Here is an 18,521-nt window from a genome sequence, read left to right as displayed (position 1 = left end):
GAGCCGGGGCAAGATAGAGGAGCGCTTCGAATGCTGGGAGACCGCCAAGGCCCTGCGCACCCTTTTCGTGCAGAGTGTGCAGCCATGAATATCGTATACCTGTGCGCGGATCGCGGTATCCCCGTCCTCGGGGACAAAGGGGCATCGGTGCATGTGCGGGAATTCACCACTGCGCTCGCACGCGCCGGGCACGAGGTCACGCTACTCTGCGCCAGGCAGGGGAAGGGGAATCCTTACCCACCGGCGCGGCTGATCGAGTTGCCGCCCGACGCCGATCCCACAGAGATCCGCAGCGAGGGGGAACGGCTGGGAATCGGGCAGGATGAATATGACCAGACTGTGCGCCGGGAGATCGACAAGCTGATTTGCGACCGCCGGCTCGCGGCGCGCGCCCTGGATGCCCTGGATACGGCAGGTGTGCGGCCGGACGCGCTCTATGAGCGTTATGCGCTCTTTCATCGCTCCGGCGGCGACCTCGCCAGCGCTTTGAAGGTGCCTTACGTGCTGGAAGTGAATGCGCCCCTGGTCTACGAACAGGAGCATTTCCGGGGATTACGGCTGAAGGCCATGGCGGAAGAGGCGGAAGTCGCGGCCTTCCAGCGGGCCGACCATATCGTGGCCGTGTCAGAAGCCGTTCGTGAGCACGTGCTCTCCCGGCAGGTGCCGGCGAATCGTGTAACCGTGCTACCCAACGGGGTGGATATCAGCCGTTTCCACCCGCAAGTGGATGGACAGGGGATTCGCACACGCCTCGGGCTCGATGGGCGACCGGTCATCGGCTTCGTTGGCAGCCTGAAGCCCTGGCATGGCCTGGATTTTCTGCTCGACGCTTTTATGCTGGTCAGCCGACAGTTGCCGGAGGCGGTGCTGTTGGTGGTGGGCGAAGGCCCCGGCAGCGCCGCCCTCCAGTCCCGTGCGACGGAAAATGGTCTCGGTGGCAAGGTCATCATGACCGGGCGCGTACCCCACGAAGATATCCCCGGCTACCTTGCCGCCATGGACCTTACGGTAGCGCCCTACCTCCCCCAGGACGGGTTCTATTTCTCGCCCCTCAAAGTGGTGGAATCGCTGGCGGTCGGACGGCCCGTGGTGGCGCCCCGAATCGGCCAGCTACCCAGCCTGATCGAGGATGGCGTGACCGGTCTGCTCTTCCCGCCGGGGGACCTTGCGGCCTGTGTCGGCTGCATCCTCACCATGCTGAACGGGCCGTCGCAGCGGCAGGCCATGGGGCACTGTGCCGGCGAGGCGGCAGGGGGGATCTTCGGCTGGGGCAGAACCGCCCGGCAGGTGACGGATATCATCGCCGCCCTGCGATCCGGGCCGATGTGATGGGTGCGGCGATGGACCAGAGGCAACCCCCCTTCTCCCTTTGGGACCTGCGCCGGTTCCTGCATCCGCACTGGGCGGCGCTGTCCGGCGCCGCTCTGGCGATGACGGCGCGGGCCATGGTGTTGCTGGTCATTCCCTGGCCCTTGAAGTTCGTCATCGACAGTGTGATTTCTCAGAAACCTCTGCCTGTCTGGCTTGCCGGGTTCCTGCCGGATCCCCTCGGCCAGCGCGTGGCGCTGCTGGATGTCCTAGGGATTGTCATGCTCCTGTTCGCCGTGGCCGACGCTGCGCTGGCCTACGCCGGGGGCCGCCTGCTGTTGCGTGTGGGTCAACGCGCCGTTTTCGACATCCGGCGCACCCTCTTCGCCCATCTGCAGCGGCTTTCGCTGGCATTTCACCGTCGTCAGAAGAGCGGGGATCTCATGGCTCGGCTCGGTGGCGATATTCAGACCCTTCAGGACTTTGTCGTGTCGGTGGGAACGGGGCTCTTTGCCCACCTGCTCACCATCGTCGGCATGGCCGGGATCATGCTCGCCATTGACTGGCGCTACGCCCTGGTGGTGATAGCATCTGTCCCCCTGCTGCTGGTGATTACCCAGCGTCACACCCGGCGCCTCAAGCAGGCGTTCCGCCTGGCGCGGCGGAAAGAAGGCGAATTGTGGAGCATGGCGCAGGAAAGCATCGCCGGCATCCCTGTCGTCCAGGCGTATGGCCGGGAATCCTTTGAGGAAAACCGCTTTCGCGAACGCGCCGAACAGAGCCTGGATGCGGCACTGGAAGCCAACGAACTGCAAATGCGTTTTACCCCCCTGGTGGGCGGCCTGGTGGCCGCAGCCGTGGGGATAGCTGTCTGGTACGGCGCCTCCCAGGTGCTGGCCGGGCGCATCACGACGGGCGAATTGCTGGTTTTTCTCGCCTACCTGCGCGGTATGGCGGCGCCTCTGCGCCAGTTCGCCAAGATGGCCGGGACCGTCAGCAAGGCGACGGTGGCGGCCGAACGCCTCGGGGATATATTCGCCGAAGAACCCGATATCCGGGATGCCCCGAACGCCGTGTTTCTGCCATCCTGTACCGGTGCGCTGGAATTTCGCTCCGTTTCCTTCGGTTACCAGACCGGTGAACTGGTGCTGCAGGATATCTCCTTCCGTGTGGATTCCGGCCGGACGGTGGCCCTGGTGGGCACTACGGGCGCCGGCAAAAGCACGCTGGTGAGCCTCATTCCCCGCTTCCACGATCCCGTAGAAGGGCAGGTCCTGCTGGACGGGCGCGATCTGCGCGACCTGAAAGTCGCCTCTGTCCGCGACCAGATAGCCCTGGTCCTGCAGGAACCGCTCCTCTTCCACGGCACCATCTGGGAGAACATCGCCTACGGTCGCGCTGGTGCGGGGCGCGAAGAGGCCGTTGCCGCAGCGCTGGCGGTTGGCCTCCATGACCTCATCGGGGGCCTGCGCGACGGCTACGACACCCTGGTCGGAGAGCGGGGGGCATCGCTGTCCGGCGGGCAGCGGCAATGTGTCTCCATTGCCCGGGCCATGTTGCGGGATGCGCCTATCGTCATCCTCGACGAGCCTACCAGCGGGCTGGATACCTTCTCCGAGCGTCGCGTGCTGGAGGCATTGAATCGCCTCACCAGTGGCCGCACCACCCTGGTCATCGCCCACCGTCTGGCGACTATCGCCGCCGCCGACCGGATACTGGTTCTCGAACACGGCTGCATCATTCAGGACGGAACCCATGAGCAGCTTCTCGCGCAAGGGGGCCAATATGCCCGACTCTGGCAGCAGGGTTACTACAAATCATCCATGAGTATCACGCAGGAGGCAGTATGAAGCACATCGTAGTCATTGGTGTCGGGTATGTAGGGTTGACGACCGCAGCCTGCTTGGCCGAGTTAGGGCACCACGTCACGGGAGTGGACATGGACGAAGGGAAGATCGTCCTGCTGCGTCAGGGCCAGATCCCCTTCATTGAACCAGAGCTTCCCGAACTGGTGGAACGGAACGTCCGGGCCGGCCGCCTCAATTTCACTACCTCTTGCCAGAAAGCCATGCAGCATGCAGATATGGCCTTCATCTGCGTCGGCACGCCGCCGACTCCCAGCGGACATGCCGACATGAGCCAGGTGGAAGAGGCTGCCCGGCAGGTCGCCCTCGCGGCGACGCAGCCCCTCATCGTCGTCCTCAAGAGCACCACCCCTCCCGGCGGGAACGCTGAGCGCGTGGCCGCCATCCTGGCAAGCCATCTGTCGCCGGGGATCAATGCCCCGCTGGTCGTCAATCCCGAATTTCTTCGCGAAGGGTCGGCGGTATATGATACCTTCCACCCGGATCGCGCCGTGATCGGTGCCTGGGACAGTGCTGCGGCGGAAGAGGTGGCGGCGTTGTATGCCCCCTTGCGCTGCCCGGTCCTGTTGACGGACCCGGCCAGCGCCCAACTCACCAAATACGCCTCCAACGCCTTCCTCGCCACCAAAATCTCTTTTATCAACGAGATATCCCGTATTGCCGAGCGGGTAGGGGCCAATATCCATGCCATTGCCCAAGGCATGGGGTTCGACGAGCGCATTGGCGCCGAATTCCTGGAGTCCGGCCTTGGCTACGGAGGCTCCTGCTTCCCCAAGGACGTCCTGGCCCTCTCCGCCATTGCGGAACAGCAGGGGTATTATTCGCAATTTCTGCATGCGGTCACGGACATCAACGCCGGCCAGTGCAGTCTCGCCGTCGAAAAACTTGGCGACGCCTTGGGGGGCTTCCACGGCAAGGCGGTATGCGTTCTCGGGCTGGCTTTCAAACCACAGACCGACGACGTGCGCGAGTCACCTGCCTTGTCCGTGATTTCCATGCTTTGCCAGCAGGGCGCTGTTGTCCAGGCCTATGACCCGGCCGCTATATCTACCGCGCAAAAAGTGTTGCCGCCTCATGCTGCCCTGGAATATTGTGCCGATGCCTATGCTGCGGCACGGGGTTGTCATGCCGTCCTGATCGCCACTAACTGGCCGGAGTTTCGCAGCCTCGACTGGTCGCACGTCCACTCTTCAATGGCAGGTAAGGCGGTCATGGACGGTCGTGGGCTGCTTTCGCCGGACGAGATGCGCGGCATGGGGTTCGAATATCTGGCCTTCGCCAACTAGGCACACACCGGCGTTATCATTTACACAGGAGAGGCTCAACCCATGCATATCCGCCGCAGGAAGCCCCTGGCCCTGGTCATGCTGGTTGTCTGTTACGCGGGATGGGGCCAGTCCGCGTATGCCCAGCCGTGGATTCCCTCCGCAGGGTCCGGGAAAATCAAGGCCACGGTGAGATTTTATCACTCCGACAGCCTCTTCCCGCAGACTTCATTCAGCACCACCACCACCCCGACCCATTCAAAGCTTTCGGAGACGCAATTCCGTATCGACGGCGAGCAAGGGATCGGGCAGGGCTGGGCGCTGGTTTACCAATTGCGCGCCGCCCTGCTCACCAAATCCAAACCGAAGGCGTCCTATTCCGCAGGGGGGTTGCAGGATCAACAGATCGGCCTCTCCTACGGATTGCGACAGCGTGCGCACTTCGCCGACGCAATTACCGTCAACGCGATCATTCCCACCGGGCGGACATCGACCACCCCCCAACTCGGGACCGGCGCCCTGGCCGTCGAACCGGATTACGAAGTGGGAGTAGAGCATAATTTCGGGTCCCGGCTGGCGTACGCTGGCCTTTCAGTCGGCCCGCGCATCTACGTCAGGGATGGTGTGACGCAGGTGCGGGCCTCGGCGGTGGCGGGCGTCGGTCTCATCCGGCGCCTCACCGTCATCGGTACTCTTTTTTTTTCCAAAACGCTGGCCAGTAACGCGCTCGCTGTCAGTACAACCCCCAACGCCTCAGAATTCTACAATATATTGCGAGGTGGTGTCGGACTCGAATACGCCGTCACCAAAAACGTGCGGCCGCTCATCGCCTACCAGATGGATCTGGCGGGTCAGAGCATCCATGCCGGCAGCAGGCTGGTGGCCGGTGTTTCCTGGCGTTATTAAAAGCCCCGGTTATGGAGACCATCCTGTTTTTGTTGCGGCACGGTGAGACCGAATGGAATCGCAGCGGGCGTTATCAGGGCCGCAGCGACCCGGAAGTCACGCCCAACGGCGAGGCGCAGGCGCGAAGGGTTGCGGAACACCTCGCGCGCCTGAACCTTGCCGCCATTGTGGCCAGCCCGCTGAAGCGGGACTATGCCACCGCGAGTATCGTCGCAGAACGCCTGGGTCTGCCCATCGCCACGGATGAGCGGCTGGTGGAGATGAGTTACGGCGACTGGGAAGGCTTGCAGCAAGCGGAGATCAAAACTCGGTGGCCCGAGTTGTTGCGCCGCTGGAAAAGGGCCCCTGACGAGGTGGCGCCTCCGGGTGGGGAGTCCCTTTCCGATCTTCAGCGCCGCGTACGCTCTTTCCTCCAGGACACCGCCGCAGGACCTAGACCGATCCTGGTCGTTACCCATACAGGGGTGATCAGGACCGCCGTCCTTGAAATCCGGGGCGAACCGCTTGCGAGATTCCGCCAAGTGCAAATCGCGAACGGCTCCCTTACTACTATCCATTGGCAGGACGGCCGCCTCAGCCTCGCCGACGGTCCGTGGGTCGGCGAAGATAGTATTTTATTCAAGAATCTGCACGGATCTCCAGGAACCAGTTAAAAGACGACCTGAGCGCCTAGGCCAACACCGTAATTCGCGCTGCCATTAGACAATCCTTTGTCTCCATAGAGCTGAATACCACTACCGGCGCGCGTGACATTGTAGTTCCAGGCAAAAACAATGTCTGCCGGACCCGCATAACCCGGCTGCTCGGATTCGGAACCAGAAAACATCGCTGTAAGGATGTTGCGTGGCGTGGCAACAAAGCTGGAACCTATGTCATAGGTCCAGATATTGTGCAGATTGCCGCCAACGGGATTGCCCACGAAACGGTAGCCCAGATGGGCGAATGGAAAGATGCGGGTGCCAATGGTCTGGCCCAGACCCATGCCGATCTCGTAATCGTTGCGCCCGGTGCCCAATCCATTGGCGGCGGAGGCTGTACTAAGCTTGACCTTGGCATAGGGCACCACGGCGGGCAAAAGACCGGTTCTCTGGTAAACCGTGTAGTGTGCGGATAACCAGATGTCACCCAGACCGCTCGCGTTATTCCGGGTTTGTGTCGTGCCAGAGCGGTGGACAACACCCCCACCCGTAAGCCGTGCCCCCTGGGGCAACCCGGAAACGGAGATGTAGGGAACCATCAACTTGAGACGCAGGTCCCGATTTCGAAACTGGAAATAGGTGGCATCGTAAAAAATGTTGATATGGCTGCCTGTTCCGTAATTCCCCTGGTAGTACGATGGCACATTGCCCACAGTGAAACGGGGAGCCGCATGCGCAACTGATACTACTGCCCACGAGGACAGAATGCCTATTCCTACCAATGATCGAAACCGCATGCAATCCTCCCATTCCTCTGTAATTGGGTGCGAATGAATCATCTGGAAATCAACTTTTGAATGTGCGGGAATTATGCCCACAAGTTTGGCAAGGAACAAGAATTGGCATTGTGGGGTGCCGAGGGGCGCCGTGACAAAGCCAGCAAGCCAGAAATCGTTGGTTCCTATTCCGGCAGCAGGATGACCAGCTTGAGATCGGTGCTGGTCGCTGGCAATAACGTGCTCTGCTCATAGACCACCTGCCCGTGCTGTGGGTGCTGAAAAACCCGCCTGCCACCCTCCCGTTCGACGACATCCTGTGCAGCCCAGAGCTGAGCAAAAATCGGACTGTTTTGCTGAAGATGCTCGATTTGACGGGCCATTTGCGGATCGTCCAGGTGCTTGCCCACATCCGCACGAAATTCCGCGATGATCCGCCGGGTGCGGCCTTCCCAGTCGGCGACAAAACTGCGCGCCGTGGGATTCAGCAGGAGGAATTCCAGCAGATTAGGGGGAGGGCTGCCCGGTGTCGGGGGTTGGTCCATCCAGCCGACAAAATGCGCCGCCGCGGCCGTGTTCCAGGCGATCGCATTCCAATAGCGATCCAGTACATAGGCGGGTGTGTCCAGGGCTTGCACAATCCGCAGTACGGCATGCGGGGGCTGGGTGTGGGCTTTGTCGGCAGTGGGATCAGCACGGCCGGCCAGATCGAACAGGTAGGCGCGTTCAGCTTCGGAGAGTTGCAGTGTTTGACTCAGGCGGTCCAGTACGGCAGTGGAGGGCTGTACAGGGCGGCCTTGCTCTATCCAGGTAACCCAGGTGCTGCTGATTCCACAGAGGAGGGCCAGTTCCTCGCGGCGCAGACCCTGGGTGCGTCGTCGTCCCTGTATGCTGAGGCCCGCCTGCTGCGGGGTGACTTTTCCGCGGTGACGGCGGATAAAGTCGCCGAGAAGGGGCGCGTTGCCGGTCATGAATAGACGGTCAGCAGATGCTCAGCACTTATCCGATCATCGGTCGTGACTTCTCCGTCGTGCTTCAGCGGATCAAAGCGATTCAGGCGTTCATTGAGCGTCAGGTGGTCTGCCGGAACCTGCTCGACGATGACCCTGTATGCTTCTACCCCAAGCGTCACTTCCTGATCCGCATGCAGGTTGGCTTCGAGGGTAATGGCGGAGGGCGGTCTGACCCCCAGACCATGCCCCCACTTCTTGACCGGCAGTCTGGTTTCCATGCTTTTCTCCTGGATGCAATACAAGTTTCTCATGGTAGAACATATACCAGTATAAATTGTCATATTGTACCAGTTTAACAAGGTCTGTACGATGCTTCACGCCGTAAAAAACGATAGCGTAAGGATTGATCATGGACCAGCAAAAGTTAGTAGATGTACAGTTTGGCGTCGCCGCAATGGATTATCTGCAGAGTCCTACTCATGCGCAGGGGGCTGATCTGCAGCGGTTGCGCGCGTTGGCCGATGGTCAGCGCGATTGGCGAGTGCTGGACCTTGGCTGTGGTGCGGGCCACGCGAGCTTTGCGCTGGCGGGTGAGGTCATGGAGGTAACGGCTTATGATCTCTCGGCAGAGATGCTGGTGGTAGCGGCGGCCGAGGCGCAGCAGCGCAAGCTGACGAATGTGCGGACGCAGCAAGGCGCGGCGGAAACTTTGCCTTTCGCCGATGCTTGCTTCGATCTGGTGGTGACCCGCTTCTCGGCGCACCACTGGGCGGATGTGCCGCGTGCCCTGAGGGAAGTGCGGCGGGTGCTCCAACCGGAGGGCAGGCTGGTGGTGATTGATGTTATCGCACCGGAGACACCGCTGCTGGATACCCTGCTGCAAAGCATTGAAGTCTTGCGGGATGCCTCCCATGTGCGCGATTATCGGTGCTCTGAGTGGGAAGTCATGCTAGTCCGGGCGGGTTTCGTTGTCAGCGACCACCAGGCCTGGAAATTGCCTTTGTGCTTTGAGAGCTGGATAGCGCGCATGCGGACCCCGGAGTTGCAGGTCGCCGCGATCCGCAGTCTTTGCGCGCATGCCGCCACCGAGGTGCGGGACTATTTCGCCATTCAGCCGAACAACGATTGTGCCATAGATGCGGCCTGGATAGAGGCCGTACCCCCGCCCGCCTGACGCGGTCCGTCGGTGGACCGGAAACGACAACTTTCTGAGGAGACAAGTGGTGTCTGCAAAAACACTCTACGATAAATTATGGGAAAGCCATGTGGTCCATACGGAGCAGGACGGCGGGGTATTGCTCTATATCGACCGGCAATTGTTGCACGAAGTGACCAGCCCGCAGGCCTTTTCCGGGCTGCGGGCGGCGGGCCGCAAGGCGTGGCGCATTGATGCCAATATCGCGACGGCCGACCACAACGTGCCGACCACTGATCGCGCCGCAGGGATTGCCGACGTCACCTCGCGCTTGCAGGTGGATACCCTCGACCAGAACTGTGCGGAGTTTGGCATTGAAGAATTTGGTATGCACGATAAGCGTCAGGGCATTGTTCACGTCATTGCACCGGAACAGGGCCTGACCCTGCCGGGCATGACGGTGGTCTGTGGGGACTCCCACACGGCGACCCATGGGGCGTTGGGGGCGCTGGCCTTCGGAATCGGCACCACCGAGGTGGAGCATGTGCTGGCGACCCAATGCCTGTGGGCGCGCAAATCCAAATCCATGTGCATCTGGGTGGGGGGTGAGCTGGGCAATGGGGTGACCGCGAAAGATCTGGTGTTGGCCATTATCGGACGAATCGGTACGGCGGGTGGCACCGGCTACGCCATCGAGTTTGCCGGACCTGCGGTGCAGGCACTGTCGGTTGAAGGCCGCATGACCCTGTGCAATATGGCCATTGAGGCGGGTGCGCGCTCGGGCATGGTGGGCGTAGATGCCGTCACCATCGATTATCTGCGTGGCCGTCCCTATGCCCCGGTCGGCAAGGTCTGGGATCAGGCGGTTGCGGTCTGGGGCGAGCTCCACAGCGACCCTGATGCGCAGTTCGACGCGGAGATTCGTCTGGAGGCTACGGATGTGGCACCCCAGGTCACTTGGGGCACCAGCCCGGAGATGGTGGTGGATATTTCCGCGCATGTCCCTGACCCTGCACTGGAAAAAGACCCGGTGCGGCGCAAGGGCTGGAGTGATGCGCTGGCTTACATGGATCTGGCGGCCGCAACACCCATCTCTTCGATAGCGCTGGACAAGGTATTCATCGGCTCCTGCACCAATGCCCGCATTGAGGACTTGCGGGCGGCGGCGGCGGTTGCCAGAGGCCATCACAAGGCCGCGTCGGTCAAGGCGGTGCTGGTAGTGCCGGGTTCCGGTCTGGTCAAGGCGCAGGCGGAGGCCGAAGGCCTGGACCGCATCTTCCGGGATGCCGGTTTTGAATGGCGGGAGCCGGGCTGCTCCATGTGTCTGGCTATGAATGCCGACCGCCTGGAGCCGGGGGAGCGTTGCGCGAGCACCAGTAATCGCAATTTTGAAGGGCGTCAGGGTGCTGGAGGACGGACCCATCTGGTGAGCCCTGCCATGGCCGCAGCGGCTGCCATTGCCGGCCATTTTGTGGATGTGCGTGACTGGGTCGTGCACTAAAAAGCGCGCGCGGTCTTGGTTACTGCGTGTCGCCTTGGGCTTGTGCAGCCTGGGTATGGTGGAGGTCGGTATTTTTGCGGCAATCCGCGGCTGGTCAGCAGAAGGTGGCGCCGCGGAGTATGTCGTACAACGTTGGATGGAGAAATAATGGAAGCCTTTACCGTAGTAGAAGCGGTGGTTGCGCCACTGGATCGTCCCAACGTGGACACCGATGCAATTATCCCTAAGCAGTTCCTCAAGACCATCGAGCGCAAGGGGCTGGGTAAGCATCTCTTTGACGCCTGGCGTTATCTGGAGCGGGATGGAAAGCAGGTAAATATCCCGGAGTTCGTGCTCAATCAGCCCGCTTATGCGGGAGCACAGATCTTGTTGGCACGGGAAAACTTCGGCTGTGGTTCCAGCCGTGAGCATGCCCCCTGGGCCTTGGCAGATTATGGCTTTCGGGCAGTGATTGCCCCGAGTTTCGCCGACATTTTCGCCAATAATTGTGTGCAGAATGGCATCCTGCTGGTGCGCCTGCCCATGGATGTGGTGGATCATCTCTTCCATGAAGTGGCGGCGAACCCCGGCTACCGTCTGCGCATCGACTTGCCGGCACAGGAAGTGCAGACCATGGGTGACAGCCGGTATACCTTCCCCATGGATGCGGGCCACAAGCACAAACTGATGCATGGTTTGGATGACATCCAACTGACCTTGCAGCACGAGGGTGCCATCCGTGCTTACGAAACACGGCGGCGGCAAAGTGCCCCGTGGCTGTTTCGCGATGCATCTCCCAGGAGCGGGCAGATATGATTCAGGAACAGCAGGAAGAGGAGGGCGGACTGCCGCCCCTGCGTTCAGATGCGGTCATCCTTGAGGCCAAAACTAAACGAGGCAAACTTTGTAGGGTGATTGACAACACTGTCTCGGTACCCCGTGAGGAGTTGGAGGCCCTGCTCAACGACCTTATTGAGCAGGAGCACTTCGGACCTTCGGGATTGAGTGTGGCGGGGGGTAACACGATCAGTATCGGTGCCCCACAGTCTGCCCATGTACAACTGGGGGGAAACATCTACCGGATGATCGTGGTGGATTACGAGGCGCGACTGGAGGAGTTTTAGCGCTGCGCCGCTCAGGGCATCAGCCGCTGAATCACCCAGACTCCACCGGTATCTTCCGAGCGGTGGTAAAGAAAGCGATCATGCAGTCGGCTGCGTCGACCCTGCCAGAACTCAAAGCGTTCTGGTAACAAGCGATAGCCCCCCCAGGCGGGATTGCGGGGCACATCGCCAGTCGGGTAACGGGCCTGTAAATCGGTTACTCGCTGTTCCAATGCCTCGCGATTGGCGATGGGTTGGCTCTGCTCGGAGGCGGCAGCGGCAAAACGGCTGCCGCTGGGGCGTTGCTGAAAATAGGCCTCTGCCTCGGCATCGCTGAGCCTCTCGACCGGCCCGTTTACGCGCACCTGTCGATCATTCTCCGGCCAGTAAAATACTGCGGCCGCTTGCGGGTTTGCCGCCAGTTCCTGCCCCTTCTGACTGCGCTGGTCGGTGTACCAGCACAAACCACGTTCGTCAAAATGTTTGAGAAGGACGAAGCGTACGTCAGGGTACCCCTCCGCGTCCGCTGTCGCTAACGCCATGGCCGTTGCATCAAAGTTGCCTGCCTCTGTTGCTGCCGCCAGCCAGTCAGCGAACTGGCGGAAGGGATCAGGATTCAGGTCCCGGCGATGCAACTCGCTGTGAATGAAGTCACGGCGGGTACCGCGGTGGTCTATTTCGCCTTCCATATTGCCCCCCAGTCGCTTGTTACCACTTACGCCTTGCGTTCGATGACTCCGTCAGCACTGCCAAACAGCATCACATCCGCACGCCGATGGGCAAATATGCCATTGTCCAGCACGCCCGGAATCGCATTGATGCTTTCTTCCATCCGCAACGGGTCAGAGAGATCGAGTCCGGTGACGTCGAGGATGACATTGCCATTATCCGTCGTGACGCCATTGCGCAGGGTGGGGCTGCCACCGAGTTTCACCAGTTGCCGGGCGACAAAGCTGCGGGCGAACGGAATCACTTCCACGGGCAGGGGGAATTTGCCGAGCATAGGCTTGTCCTTGCTGACATCCGCGATGCAGACGAAGAGGCGGGCAGCACTGGCGACAACCTTTTCACGGGTAAGGGCGCCGCCGCCACCCTTGATGAGGCGAAAGTGCGGGTCGACCTCATCAGCGCCATCGACGTAGACCGGAATATCGCCGGTACCATTGAGGTCGAGCACGTTGAGGCCTCGCGCTTTGAGACGGTTTTCGGTGGCGACGCTGGAAGCCACATAGCCGTCCACATGGATATTGGCTGCGCCCAGCGCCTCGATGAAGAAGTTGGTGGTGGAGCCGGTACCTACCCCGACGACCATGCCGGGCTGGATGTAGCGCAGGGCTGCCTCGGCCGCCATTTTTTTGAGTGCATCAGCATTCATATTATTTTCCTTTGTGTGTTGGTGTGGAGGGAAGACGTTGTATAAAAGCATGGGTGAGTGCCAACGCAGAGGCCGGATTCTGGCCGCTGAGGATAAGGTGGTCAGTGGCGACATGGCTTTGCCACGGAGCGCCGGTGCTCACCCGAAAGCCTTCCTGCCGCAGGCGGTCTTCCAGCGTATAAGGCCAGCGCCCGGCCAGCGATGTTGCTGATTCCTCCGCAGCACTGAAGCAGGTCACCTGTTGCCCGCAGAATGGCGAACGGTCTGCTCCGCCACAGGTAGCCAGGAGTGCCGCTGTGCCGTGACAGAGGGTGGCGATGGGCTTTGCTGCCGACACGCAGTGGCGTAGTAACCGGTCCACACCTGGTGCCTGACAGAGGTCCATGAGCGGCCCGTTGCCTCCGGGAATGAAAACACCGATTAAGGTGTCCAGATCTTTGCCCGTCAGCACATCTAAATCAATGGGTGTGTGCAAGTCCGTCATTTGCCTGACGGCATCACATAAACTGGCAGCCTTGTTATGGTCCCCACCAAGCGTGGCCGGGTCCAGACTCTCGGCATCGACTGGCGGCGGTACACCGCCCGGCGTGGCTACCTGGGGTCGCCATCCTGCTTTGCACAGTATCTGCCAGGGTGTTACCAGTTCTTCTGCCCAGAAGCCGGTAGCGGCTTCGGTGCCGTCATTGAGGCGAAGACGCCGCGCCGCGCTGAGCAGGATCAGGACGAAAGGCTGAGTAGTCATGCCCCGAGTTTAGCATGGCCAGCAGGCAAGGAAAGGGCGGCCTTACCCGTGCGAGAACGGGTCATCATCGGATTATCTGTTATAGAGGACGGAACGGATATTTCTGCAAAATTGCTTGCCGGCGGTGCGGGATTATGTGGCGGGGCCATTTTTTACTTAACAAAATACTAGCAGAGGTTTTTATATGTTGAAAATTGACCAGAAAATTCCATTCGTGAATCGCCCGGCAGGAGCGTTAAATTATACTAATAAATAACAATAAAGTCTATAGTAATGTTATATACCACATATGGATATTTATTAATATACTGTTCCGGAAGCGTTTTGTTGTTAACATAATATTAGATAAATGCTATATTCTAAATTATAAATTAGAACGGCCACATAATCACTAATAGTATTTACCTAAGCCCAAAAATATTTGTGGCAAATCTCTATTGCTTTGCGTTCCAGCCTGCACTAGTTTTACAGCCAGCTAATCAATAGGTTCAAAAAGTACAACTTTGTATGATTTATGGTGGTGATTATTGGCTCCAGTGCCCGCCTGCTGCGGGATAACCGGAGCCTGAGCCCCATGATCCTGTGGCCGCTTTGCCAGGAAAGTGCATAAAAATTCTGATCTGCACGCAGCGTCGGGAAAGGTAATCGGATAGTGACCGCTATCCTGTCATATCGCGGATGGTCTGTAGTCCGTCAGGGAGAAATGTCAATGCAAGTGAAGTGGAGGAATACCTTGAAAAATGGCTGGCGCTATGCGGCCCTCGCGCCGATTCTGCTGCTCAACGGCTGCGCTGGTAACCCCTATTGGATATTCGATCCCAAAGGGTTGATGGCCGATACCAATCTGTTTTATCTGCTGGTGGATGTCGGGATCATGGGTACCATCGTTGGGCTGACTGCTCTGTTGGTGGTCTGGTTCATGTGGCGCTATCAGAAGGGTAAAAACCGGGGGAAATATGATCCTGCCTGGTCCCATTCCAATACTATTGAAGTGGTTGTCTGGGGTATTCCCATCATTGCCGTCGGCTTTTTGTCCTATTTTGCCGTAACCGGAACTTTCGAAATAAACCCGTATAATCCGACGATTATCACCAATCATCTGAAGCCTGCAAGTGATCCGGTCGAGGTGGACGTCATTGCTACCGACTGGCAGTGGCTCTTTGTGTATCCGCAGTATCATATGGCCGTAGCCAATGAACTGGTGCTGCCTGCGCACACCCCGGTGTTTTTCCGTTTGACTTCGACCGCCGTGACCACGACGTTCTTTATCCCGCAACTGGTAGGCATGATTGACGTGATGCCCGGCATGCGTACGAAAAACGCCCTGGAAAGCAATAACACCGGGGAATATCAAGGAATCGCTTCGGACTATGCCGGCGCGGGTACTTCGTGGATGACTTTCAAGACGAAAATGTTGAGTGCATCCGACTTTGGCCAATGGGTGCAAAGGGTGCAGCAGTCCCCGGCATCCATGACCTACACGAGCTTCAATAATTACGCTGATCCTTATATCAATGTGCATCACAAGGTGGCGTACTTTTCGTCGGTGCAGGATGGTTTGTTTGATCATGTCATCGATGAGGTCATGAATGGAAAAACCTGGCCCATCCCGCCAATGATGACGGAGAACATGGTGGCGTATATGCAGAAGCAGAACGCCGAACATCGCGACTAACAACAGGAGGATTGATAGATGCTCGTAGATTTAGCTGGAGGCTGGAGCCCCATGCTGGGGCGCCTTGCCTGGTCTCAGATTCCTTATGACAACCCCATCCTGGCGCCATTGTTTGTCGCGGTGGTCATCGGGGCTATTCTGGTACTGGGCCTGATCACGTACTACGGAAAATGGACCTACCTGTGGAAGGAATGGCTGACCACGGTAGATCATAAAAAGCTGGGCGTGATGTACATTCTCATCGGTTTAGTGATGCTGTTCCGTGGTTTTATTGATGGCCTGATGATCCGGACGCAGCAGGCCTGGGGGGTGGGTTCTCACTCTTCGGGTGTTTTTGGTGCGTTACATGGCTATCTGACGCCTTTCCACTTTGGGCAGGTCTACAGTGCCCATGGGGTAATCATGATTCTGCTGGCAGCCACACCGTTGCTGGTCGGCTTCATGAACATCATAGTGCCCATTCAGATCGGTGCCCGCGATATGGCCTATCCCTACCTGAATGCGTTGGGGCTGTGGATTACCGCCGCGGCGGGGGCACTGATCATGATTTCTCTGTTCGTTGGCGATTTCGCGCACAATGGCTGGTTTGGATATGCACCGATTTTTGAGTTGCAATATAGTCCGGGCGTGGGCGTGGATTACTGGATATGGACCATGGAACTGGTGGCGCTGGGCACCACTCTGGGTGGCATCAACATTCTGGCGACTATCATCAAGATGCGCGCACCGGGCATGACCTGGGGCCGGTTGCCGATCTTTGTCTGGGCCACACTCTCTGCGAACGTGATTGCACTGACTTCTTTCCCGGCATTGCAGGTGGCACTGGCATTGGTGGCTGCAGATCGATATTTGGGTGCCCATTTCTTCACGGCGGGTCTAGGCGGTAATCTGATGCTCTACACCAACCTGTTCTGGATTTGGGGCCATCCGGAAGTCTATTTCGTAATCCTTCCAGCTTTCGGCATGATGTCGGAAATTTTTCCGACTTTCTCGGAGAAACCGCTGTTTGGTTACATCACCATGGTGCTGGCCAGTATGGCTATTGCCGGCGTTTCCTGGCTGGTCTGGTTGCACCACTTCTTTACCATGGGCGCTGGTCCTTACGTGAATAGCGCATTTAGTGTGGCCACCATGCTGGTCGGTATTCCTACCGGTGTGAAGGTGTTTAACTGGGCATTTACCATGTATCGCGGTCGCCTGACCTTTAACGCTGCCATGCTGTGGGCCATTGGTGCGCTTTTCCTGCTGCTAATTGGCGGGTTGACCGGCATGATGCTGGCCGTTCCGGCCATCAATTACATGGTCCACAATAGCGTTTTCGTGGTCGCGCATTTTCACTCCATGCTGTTGACGATTGTGTATGCCATTTTTGCTTCGGTGATCTACTGGTTCCCAAAAGTCTTCGGCTTCAAACTGGATGAGTTCTGGGCAAAGACCATGTTCTGGCTTTTCTCTGCCGGTACGGCGCTGGTGTTCGTGCCAATGTACATGCTCGGCTTTATGGGTATGACCCGGCGTTTGGATTACGTGTTCAACACCGTCTGGCACCCTTATCTCCTGGTGATGGAATTCGGCATTGCGGTTTATATGCTGTCCGTCCTCGCATTTTTTGCGCTGCTTTATGTCAGTATCCGCGATCACGCGAAGAACCAGGTTGGTGCTGATGCCTGGGGTACCTCCCGCTCGCTGGAATGGCTTACCCATTCTCCTGTGCCATTTTATAACTTTGCCGTATTGCCGCATATCAGTGCGCGTGATGAAGTGGCCTGGCGTCGTGATAATGGCATCGATCATGTCCAGCCTGATCACTATGAGGATATTCATATGCCGAATAATACCGGTGTGGCCATTATCCTCGGTGGCCTGACCTTTGTCCTGGGTTTTGCTCTGGTATGGCGTATCTGGTGGCTTTGTGCCCTGACTTTACTGGCAATCATTGCGCTCGTGATCTATCGCTCCTTCAAGGGCGATCCGGGTTACATCATTACGGCGGCGGAACTGGAAAAGATGGAAAAAGAAGCTATGCGCCGTGAAGCACAGGTTGGCAAACAGCGTCGTCAGGCAGGTAGCGGCGTATTGGGTGAGGCAATAGCCTATGAGCGTTCTGATCTGCCGCCACTGGTGTCGCGGCCGAGCTCACCAGTGGGGCTGGATCATCGCAGTTGATGACTCTGACAGGTGGTGGCCGAGGCATCGGCTACCAGTTAATGAACGGTAGATTGAGGAGTTTTTTATGAGTTCTCATGCCAGTAATGTGGATCCGAAAACAGCAGAATTATGGGATAAAAGTCACTATCAGCATGATGTGATCTCCACCCGCACCTTTGGTTATTTCATGTATCTGCTGAGCGATGGTATGCTATTCGCAACACTTTTCGCTGCTTATGGCGTGCTGAGTTACCAGCATAGTTATTTTGGCGGTCCTACGCCGGCAGAATTTGTAAAGCCCTGGTATACATTTGCCCAGACCATGGCGTTGTTTTTCAGTGTGCTGACTTATGGTTTGGGTATGAATGCACTCAAGCACAAAAACAAAAGCGGGCTGATCAACGGGTTGATCGCGGCTTTCGTGTTGGGTGTATTATTTCTGGCACTGGACATCCATGACATGATGCATTTGGCGTCATTGGGTATCACTGTGGCGACCAGTGGTGGTGTATCTGCGTTTATTGTCCTGACCCAGGTGCACGCCGCCCATATTTTCTTTGGATTGATCTGGATTCTGGTAATGATGGCCCAGGTGCTGAGCAAGGGCTTTACCACGGATGTGGTGGGCCGGTTGTTGACACTGCGTATGTTTTGGCATTTGCAGGCTATTATTTGGGTATTTGTGTATGTGTTCGTTTATTTGTGGGGATATATGTCATGAGTCATGGTCACGATGATCCGACGTTGCATCCGGAAGTACAAATGTCTACCTCCAGAGGATATTTTTCGGGGTTCGCGATTTCCAGCATCCTGATGCTTATCGCCACTTTTTTGGTAACATCGCGTGCCGTGCCGCCTTTTGGTTTGCTGATGGTCATCGCGGTCTGCGCAGGTATAGCGGTTATCGCGCAGATTTACTTTCTGTTGCATATCGATATTTCCGAACACAATATCTGGAATACCGTGGCTTTGGTGCTGTTCATGCCGCTCTTTTTGATTACCATTGGTTTGACTTGGTGGATGTTCTCGCAATTGTATCTGCACACGATGATCATGCCGGGCATGACGCACTGACAGAGCGAAACCTTGAGGTCTTCAGCACTATGTTAAAAGAAGGATTAAACACCAACAACCTCGGCGATCTGTCCGGGC

At 58.1% G+C, this 18,521-nt stretch carries 19 protein-coding genes; 13 read left to right on the top strand and 6 right to left on the bottom strand.

What is annotated here, in order from left to right; translation table 11 throughout:
* The first annotated feature begins 84 nt into the window (after positions 1–84).
* The 5 genes from Q0C48_RS04445 to cobC are packed head-to-tail and all read left to right on the top strand — an operon-like array spanning position 85 to position 5,997.
* Positions 85–1,329, top strand: a complete 1,245-nt coding sequence (locus tag Q0C48_RS04445) for a glycosyltransferase family 4 protein (protein ID WP_291521947.1) — start codon at positions 85–87, stop codon at positions 1,327–1,329.
* 11 nt (positions 1,330–1,340) lie between these two features.
* The gene (locus tag Q0C48_RS04440; protein WP_291521945.1) at positions 1,341–3,158 is read left to right on the top strand and encodes an ABC transporter ATP-binding protein; all 1,818 of its coding nucleotides are present in this window, start codon (positions 1,341–1,343) and stop codon (positions 3,156–3,158) included.
* Positions 3,155–4,459 carry a UDP-glucose/GDP-mannose dehydrogenase family protein gene (locus Q0C48_RS04435; RefSeq protein ID WP_291521943.1) on the top strand — a complete coding sequence of 435 codons (1,305 nt, stop codon included), beginning with the start codon at positions 3,155–3,157 and terminating at the stop codon, positions 4,457–4,459. Before Q0C48_RS04440 ends, Q0C48_RS04435 begins: the two co-directional genes overlap by 4 nt.
* A 42-nt stretch (positions 4,460–4,501) precedes the next feature.
* Complete coding sequence (locus tag Q0C48_RS04430; RefSeq protein ID WP_291521941.1) at positions 4,502–5,344, top strand: hypothetical protein; 843 nt, start codon at positions 4,502–4,504, stop codon at positions 5,342–5,344.
* Between the two features lie 11 nt (positions 5,345–5,355).
* Positions 5,356–5,997 carry an alpha-ribazole phosphatase gene (cobC, locus tag Q0C48_RS04425; RefSeq protein ID WP_291521939.1) on the top strand — a complete coding sequence of 214 codons (642 nt, stop codon included), beginning with the start codon at positions 5,356–5,358 and terminating at the stop codon, positions 5,995–5,997.
* Here the strand turns inward: cobC and Q0C48_RS04420 are convergent.
* From Q0C48_RS04420 to Q0C48_RS04410, 3 genes are all read right to left on the bottom strand, one after another.
* A complete protein-coding gene (locus Q0C48_RS04420) occupies positions 5,994–6,686 on the bottom strand; it encodes a hypothetical protein (RefSeq protein ID WP_291521937.1) in 693 nt (230 codons plus the stop codon). The genes cobC and Q0C48_RS04420 overlap by 4 nt on opposite strands.
* A 257-nt stretch (positions 6,687–6,943) precedes the next feature.
* Positions 6,944–7,729 carry a helix-turn-helix transcriptional regulator gene (locus Q0C48_RS04415; RefSeq protein WP_291521934.1) on the bottom strand — a complete coding sequence of 262 codons (786 nt, stop codon included), beginning with the start codon at positions 7,727–7,729 and terminating at the stop codon, positions 6,944–6,946.
* Positions 7,726–7,989: a PbsX family transcriptional regulator gene (locus Q0C48_RS04410; RefSeq protein ID WP_291521932.1), complete on the bottom strand. Its 264-nt coding sequence runs from the start codon at positions 7,987–7,989 to the stop codon at positions 7,726–7,728. Before Q0C48_RS04410 ends, Q0C48_RS04415 begins: the two co-directional genes overlap by 4 nt.
* A gap of 131 nt (positions 7,990–8,120) precedes the next feature.
* Here Q0C48_RS04410 and Q0C48_RS04405 point away from each other — a divergent pair, with 131 nt between their 5' ends.
* The 4 genes from Q0C48_RS04405 (at position 8,121) to Q0C48_RS04390 (ending at position 11,450) form a co-directional block, all read left to right on the top strand.
* On the top strand, positions 8,121–8,885 hold the full coding sequence (locus Q0C48_RS04405) for a class I SAM-dependent methyltransferase (RefSeq protein WP_291521930.1): 765 nt from the start codon (positions 8,121–8,123) through the stop codon (positions 8,883–8,885).
* A gap of 49 nt (positions 8,886–8,934) precedes the next feature.
* Entirely contained in the window at positions 8,935–10,347 is a 1,413-nt protein-coding gene (leuC, locus tag Q0C48_RS04400) for a 3-isopropylmalate dehydratase large subunit (RefSeq protein WP_291521928.1), read from the top strand.
* A gap of 147 nt (positions 10,348–10,494) precedes the next feature.
* Positions 10,495–11,142: a 3-isopropylmalate dehydratase small subunit gene (gene leuD, locus Q0C48_RS04395; protein WP_291521925.1), complete on the top strand. Its 648-nt coding sequence runs from the start codon at positions 10,495–10,497 to the stop codon at positions 11,140–11,142.
* A complete protein-coding gene (locus Q0C48_RS04390; RefSeq protein ID WP_291521923.1) occupies positions 11,139–11,450 on the top strand; it encodes a hypothetical protein in 312 nt (103 codons plus the stop codon). Before leuD ends, Q0C48_RS04390 begins: the two co-directional genes overlap by 4 nt.
* Positions 11,451–11,461: 11 nt before the next feature.
* On the opposite strand, the gene pdxH is transcribed toward Q0C48_RS04390, so the two are convergent.
* From pdxH to Q0C48_RS04375, 3 genes are read right to left on the bottom strand one after another with little or no spacing between them, the layout of a single operon-like run.
* Complete coding sequence (gene pdxH, locus Q0C48_RS04385) at positions 11,462–12,118, bottom strand: pyridoxamine 5'-phosphate oxidase (RefSeq protein WP_291521921.1); 657 nt, start codon at positions 12,116–12,118, stop codon at positions 11,462–11,464.
* Between the two features lie 26 nt (positions 12,119–12,144).
* A complete protein-coding gene (rpiA, locus tag Q0C48_RS04380) occupies positions 12,145–12,804 on the bottom strand; it encodes a ribose-5-phosphate isomerase RpiA (protein WP_291521920.1) in 660 nt (219 codons plus the stop codon).
* Position 12,805: 1 nt separating this feature from the next.
* Positions 12,806–13,546 carry a type 1 glutamine amidotransferase domain-containing protein gene (locus tag Q0C48_RS04375; RefSeq protein ID WP_291521918.1) on the bottom strand — a complete coding sequence of 247 codons (741 nt, stop codon included), beginning with the start codon at positions 13,544–13,546 and terminating at the stop codon, positions 12,806–12,808.
* A gap of 709 nt (positions 13,547–14,255) precedes the next feature.
* Between Q0C48_RS04375 and Q0C48_RS04370 the strand changes: the two genes are divergently transcribed.
* From Q0C48_RS04370 to Q0C48_RS04355, 4 genes are all read left to right on the top strand, one after another.
* Positions 14,256–15,221 carry a COX aromatic rich motif-containing protein gene (locus Q0C48_RS04370; RefSeq protein WP_291521916.1) on the top strand — a complete coding sequence of 322 codons (966 nt, stop codon included), beginning with the start codon at positions 14,256–14,258 and terminating at the stop codon, positions 15,219–15,221.
* A gap of 18 nt (positions 15,222–15,239) precedes the next feature.
* Positions 15,240–17,387, top strand: a complete 2,148-nt coding sequence (locus Q0C48_RS04365) for a cbb3-type cytochrome c oxidase subunit I (RefSeq protein WP_291521914.1) — start codon at positions 15,240–15,242, stop codon at positions 17,385–17,387.
* A gap of 67 nt (positions 17,388–17,454) precedes the next feature.
* A complete protein-coding gene (locus Q0C48_RS04360) occupies positions 17,455–18,090 on the top strand; it encodes a cytochrome c oxidase subunit 3 (protein ID WP_291521912.1) in 636 nt (211 codons plus the stop codon).
* The gene (locus tag Q0C48_RS04355; RefSeq protein WP_291521910.1) at positions 18,087–18,443 is read left to right on the top strand and encodes a cytochrome O ubiquinol oxidase; all 357 of its coding nucleotides are present in this window, start codon (positions 18,087–18,089) and stop codon (positions 18,441–18,443) included. The genes Q0C48_RS04360 and Q0C48_RS04355 overlap by 4 nt, the downstream gene beginning before the upstream one ends.
* The last annotated feature ends 78 nt before the right edge of the window (positions 18,444–18,521 follow it).

The organism is Acidithiobacillus sp. (assembly GCF_023255755.1).
Taxonomy (GTDB): Bacteria; Pseudomonadota; Gammaproteobacteria; order Acidithiobacillales; family Acidithiobacillaceae; genus Acidithiobacillus.
Note: the sequence above shows the minus strand (reverse complement) of the source record. Positions and strands in the feature narration are given on the sequence as shown.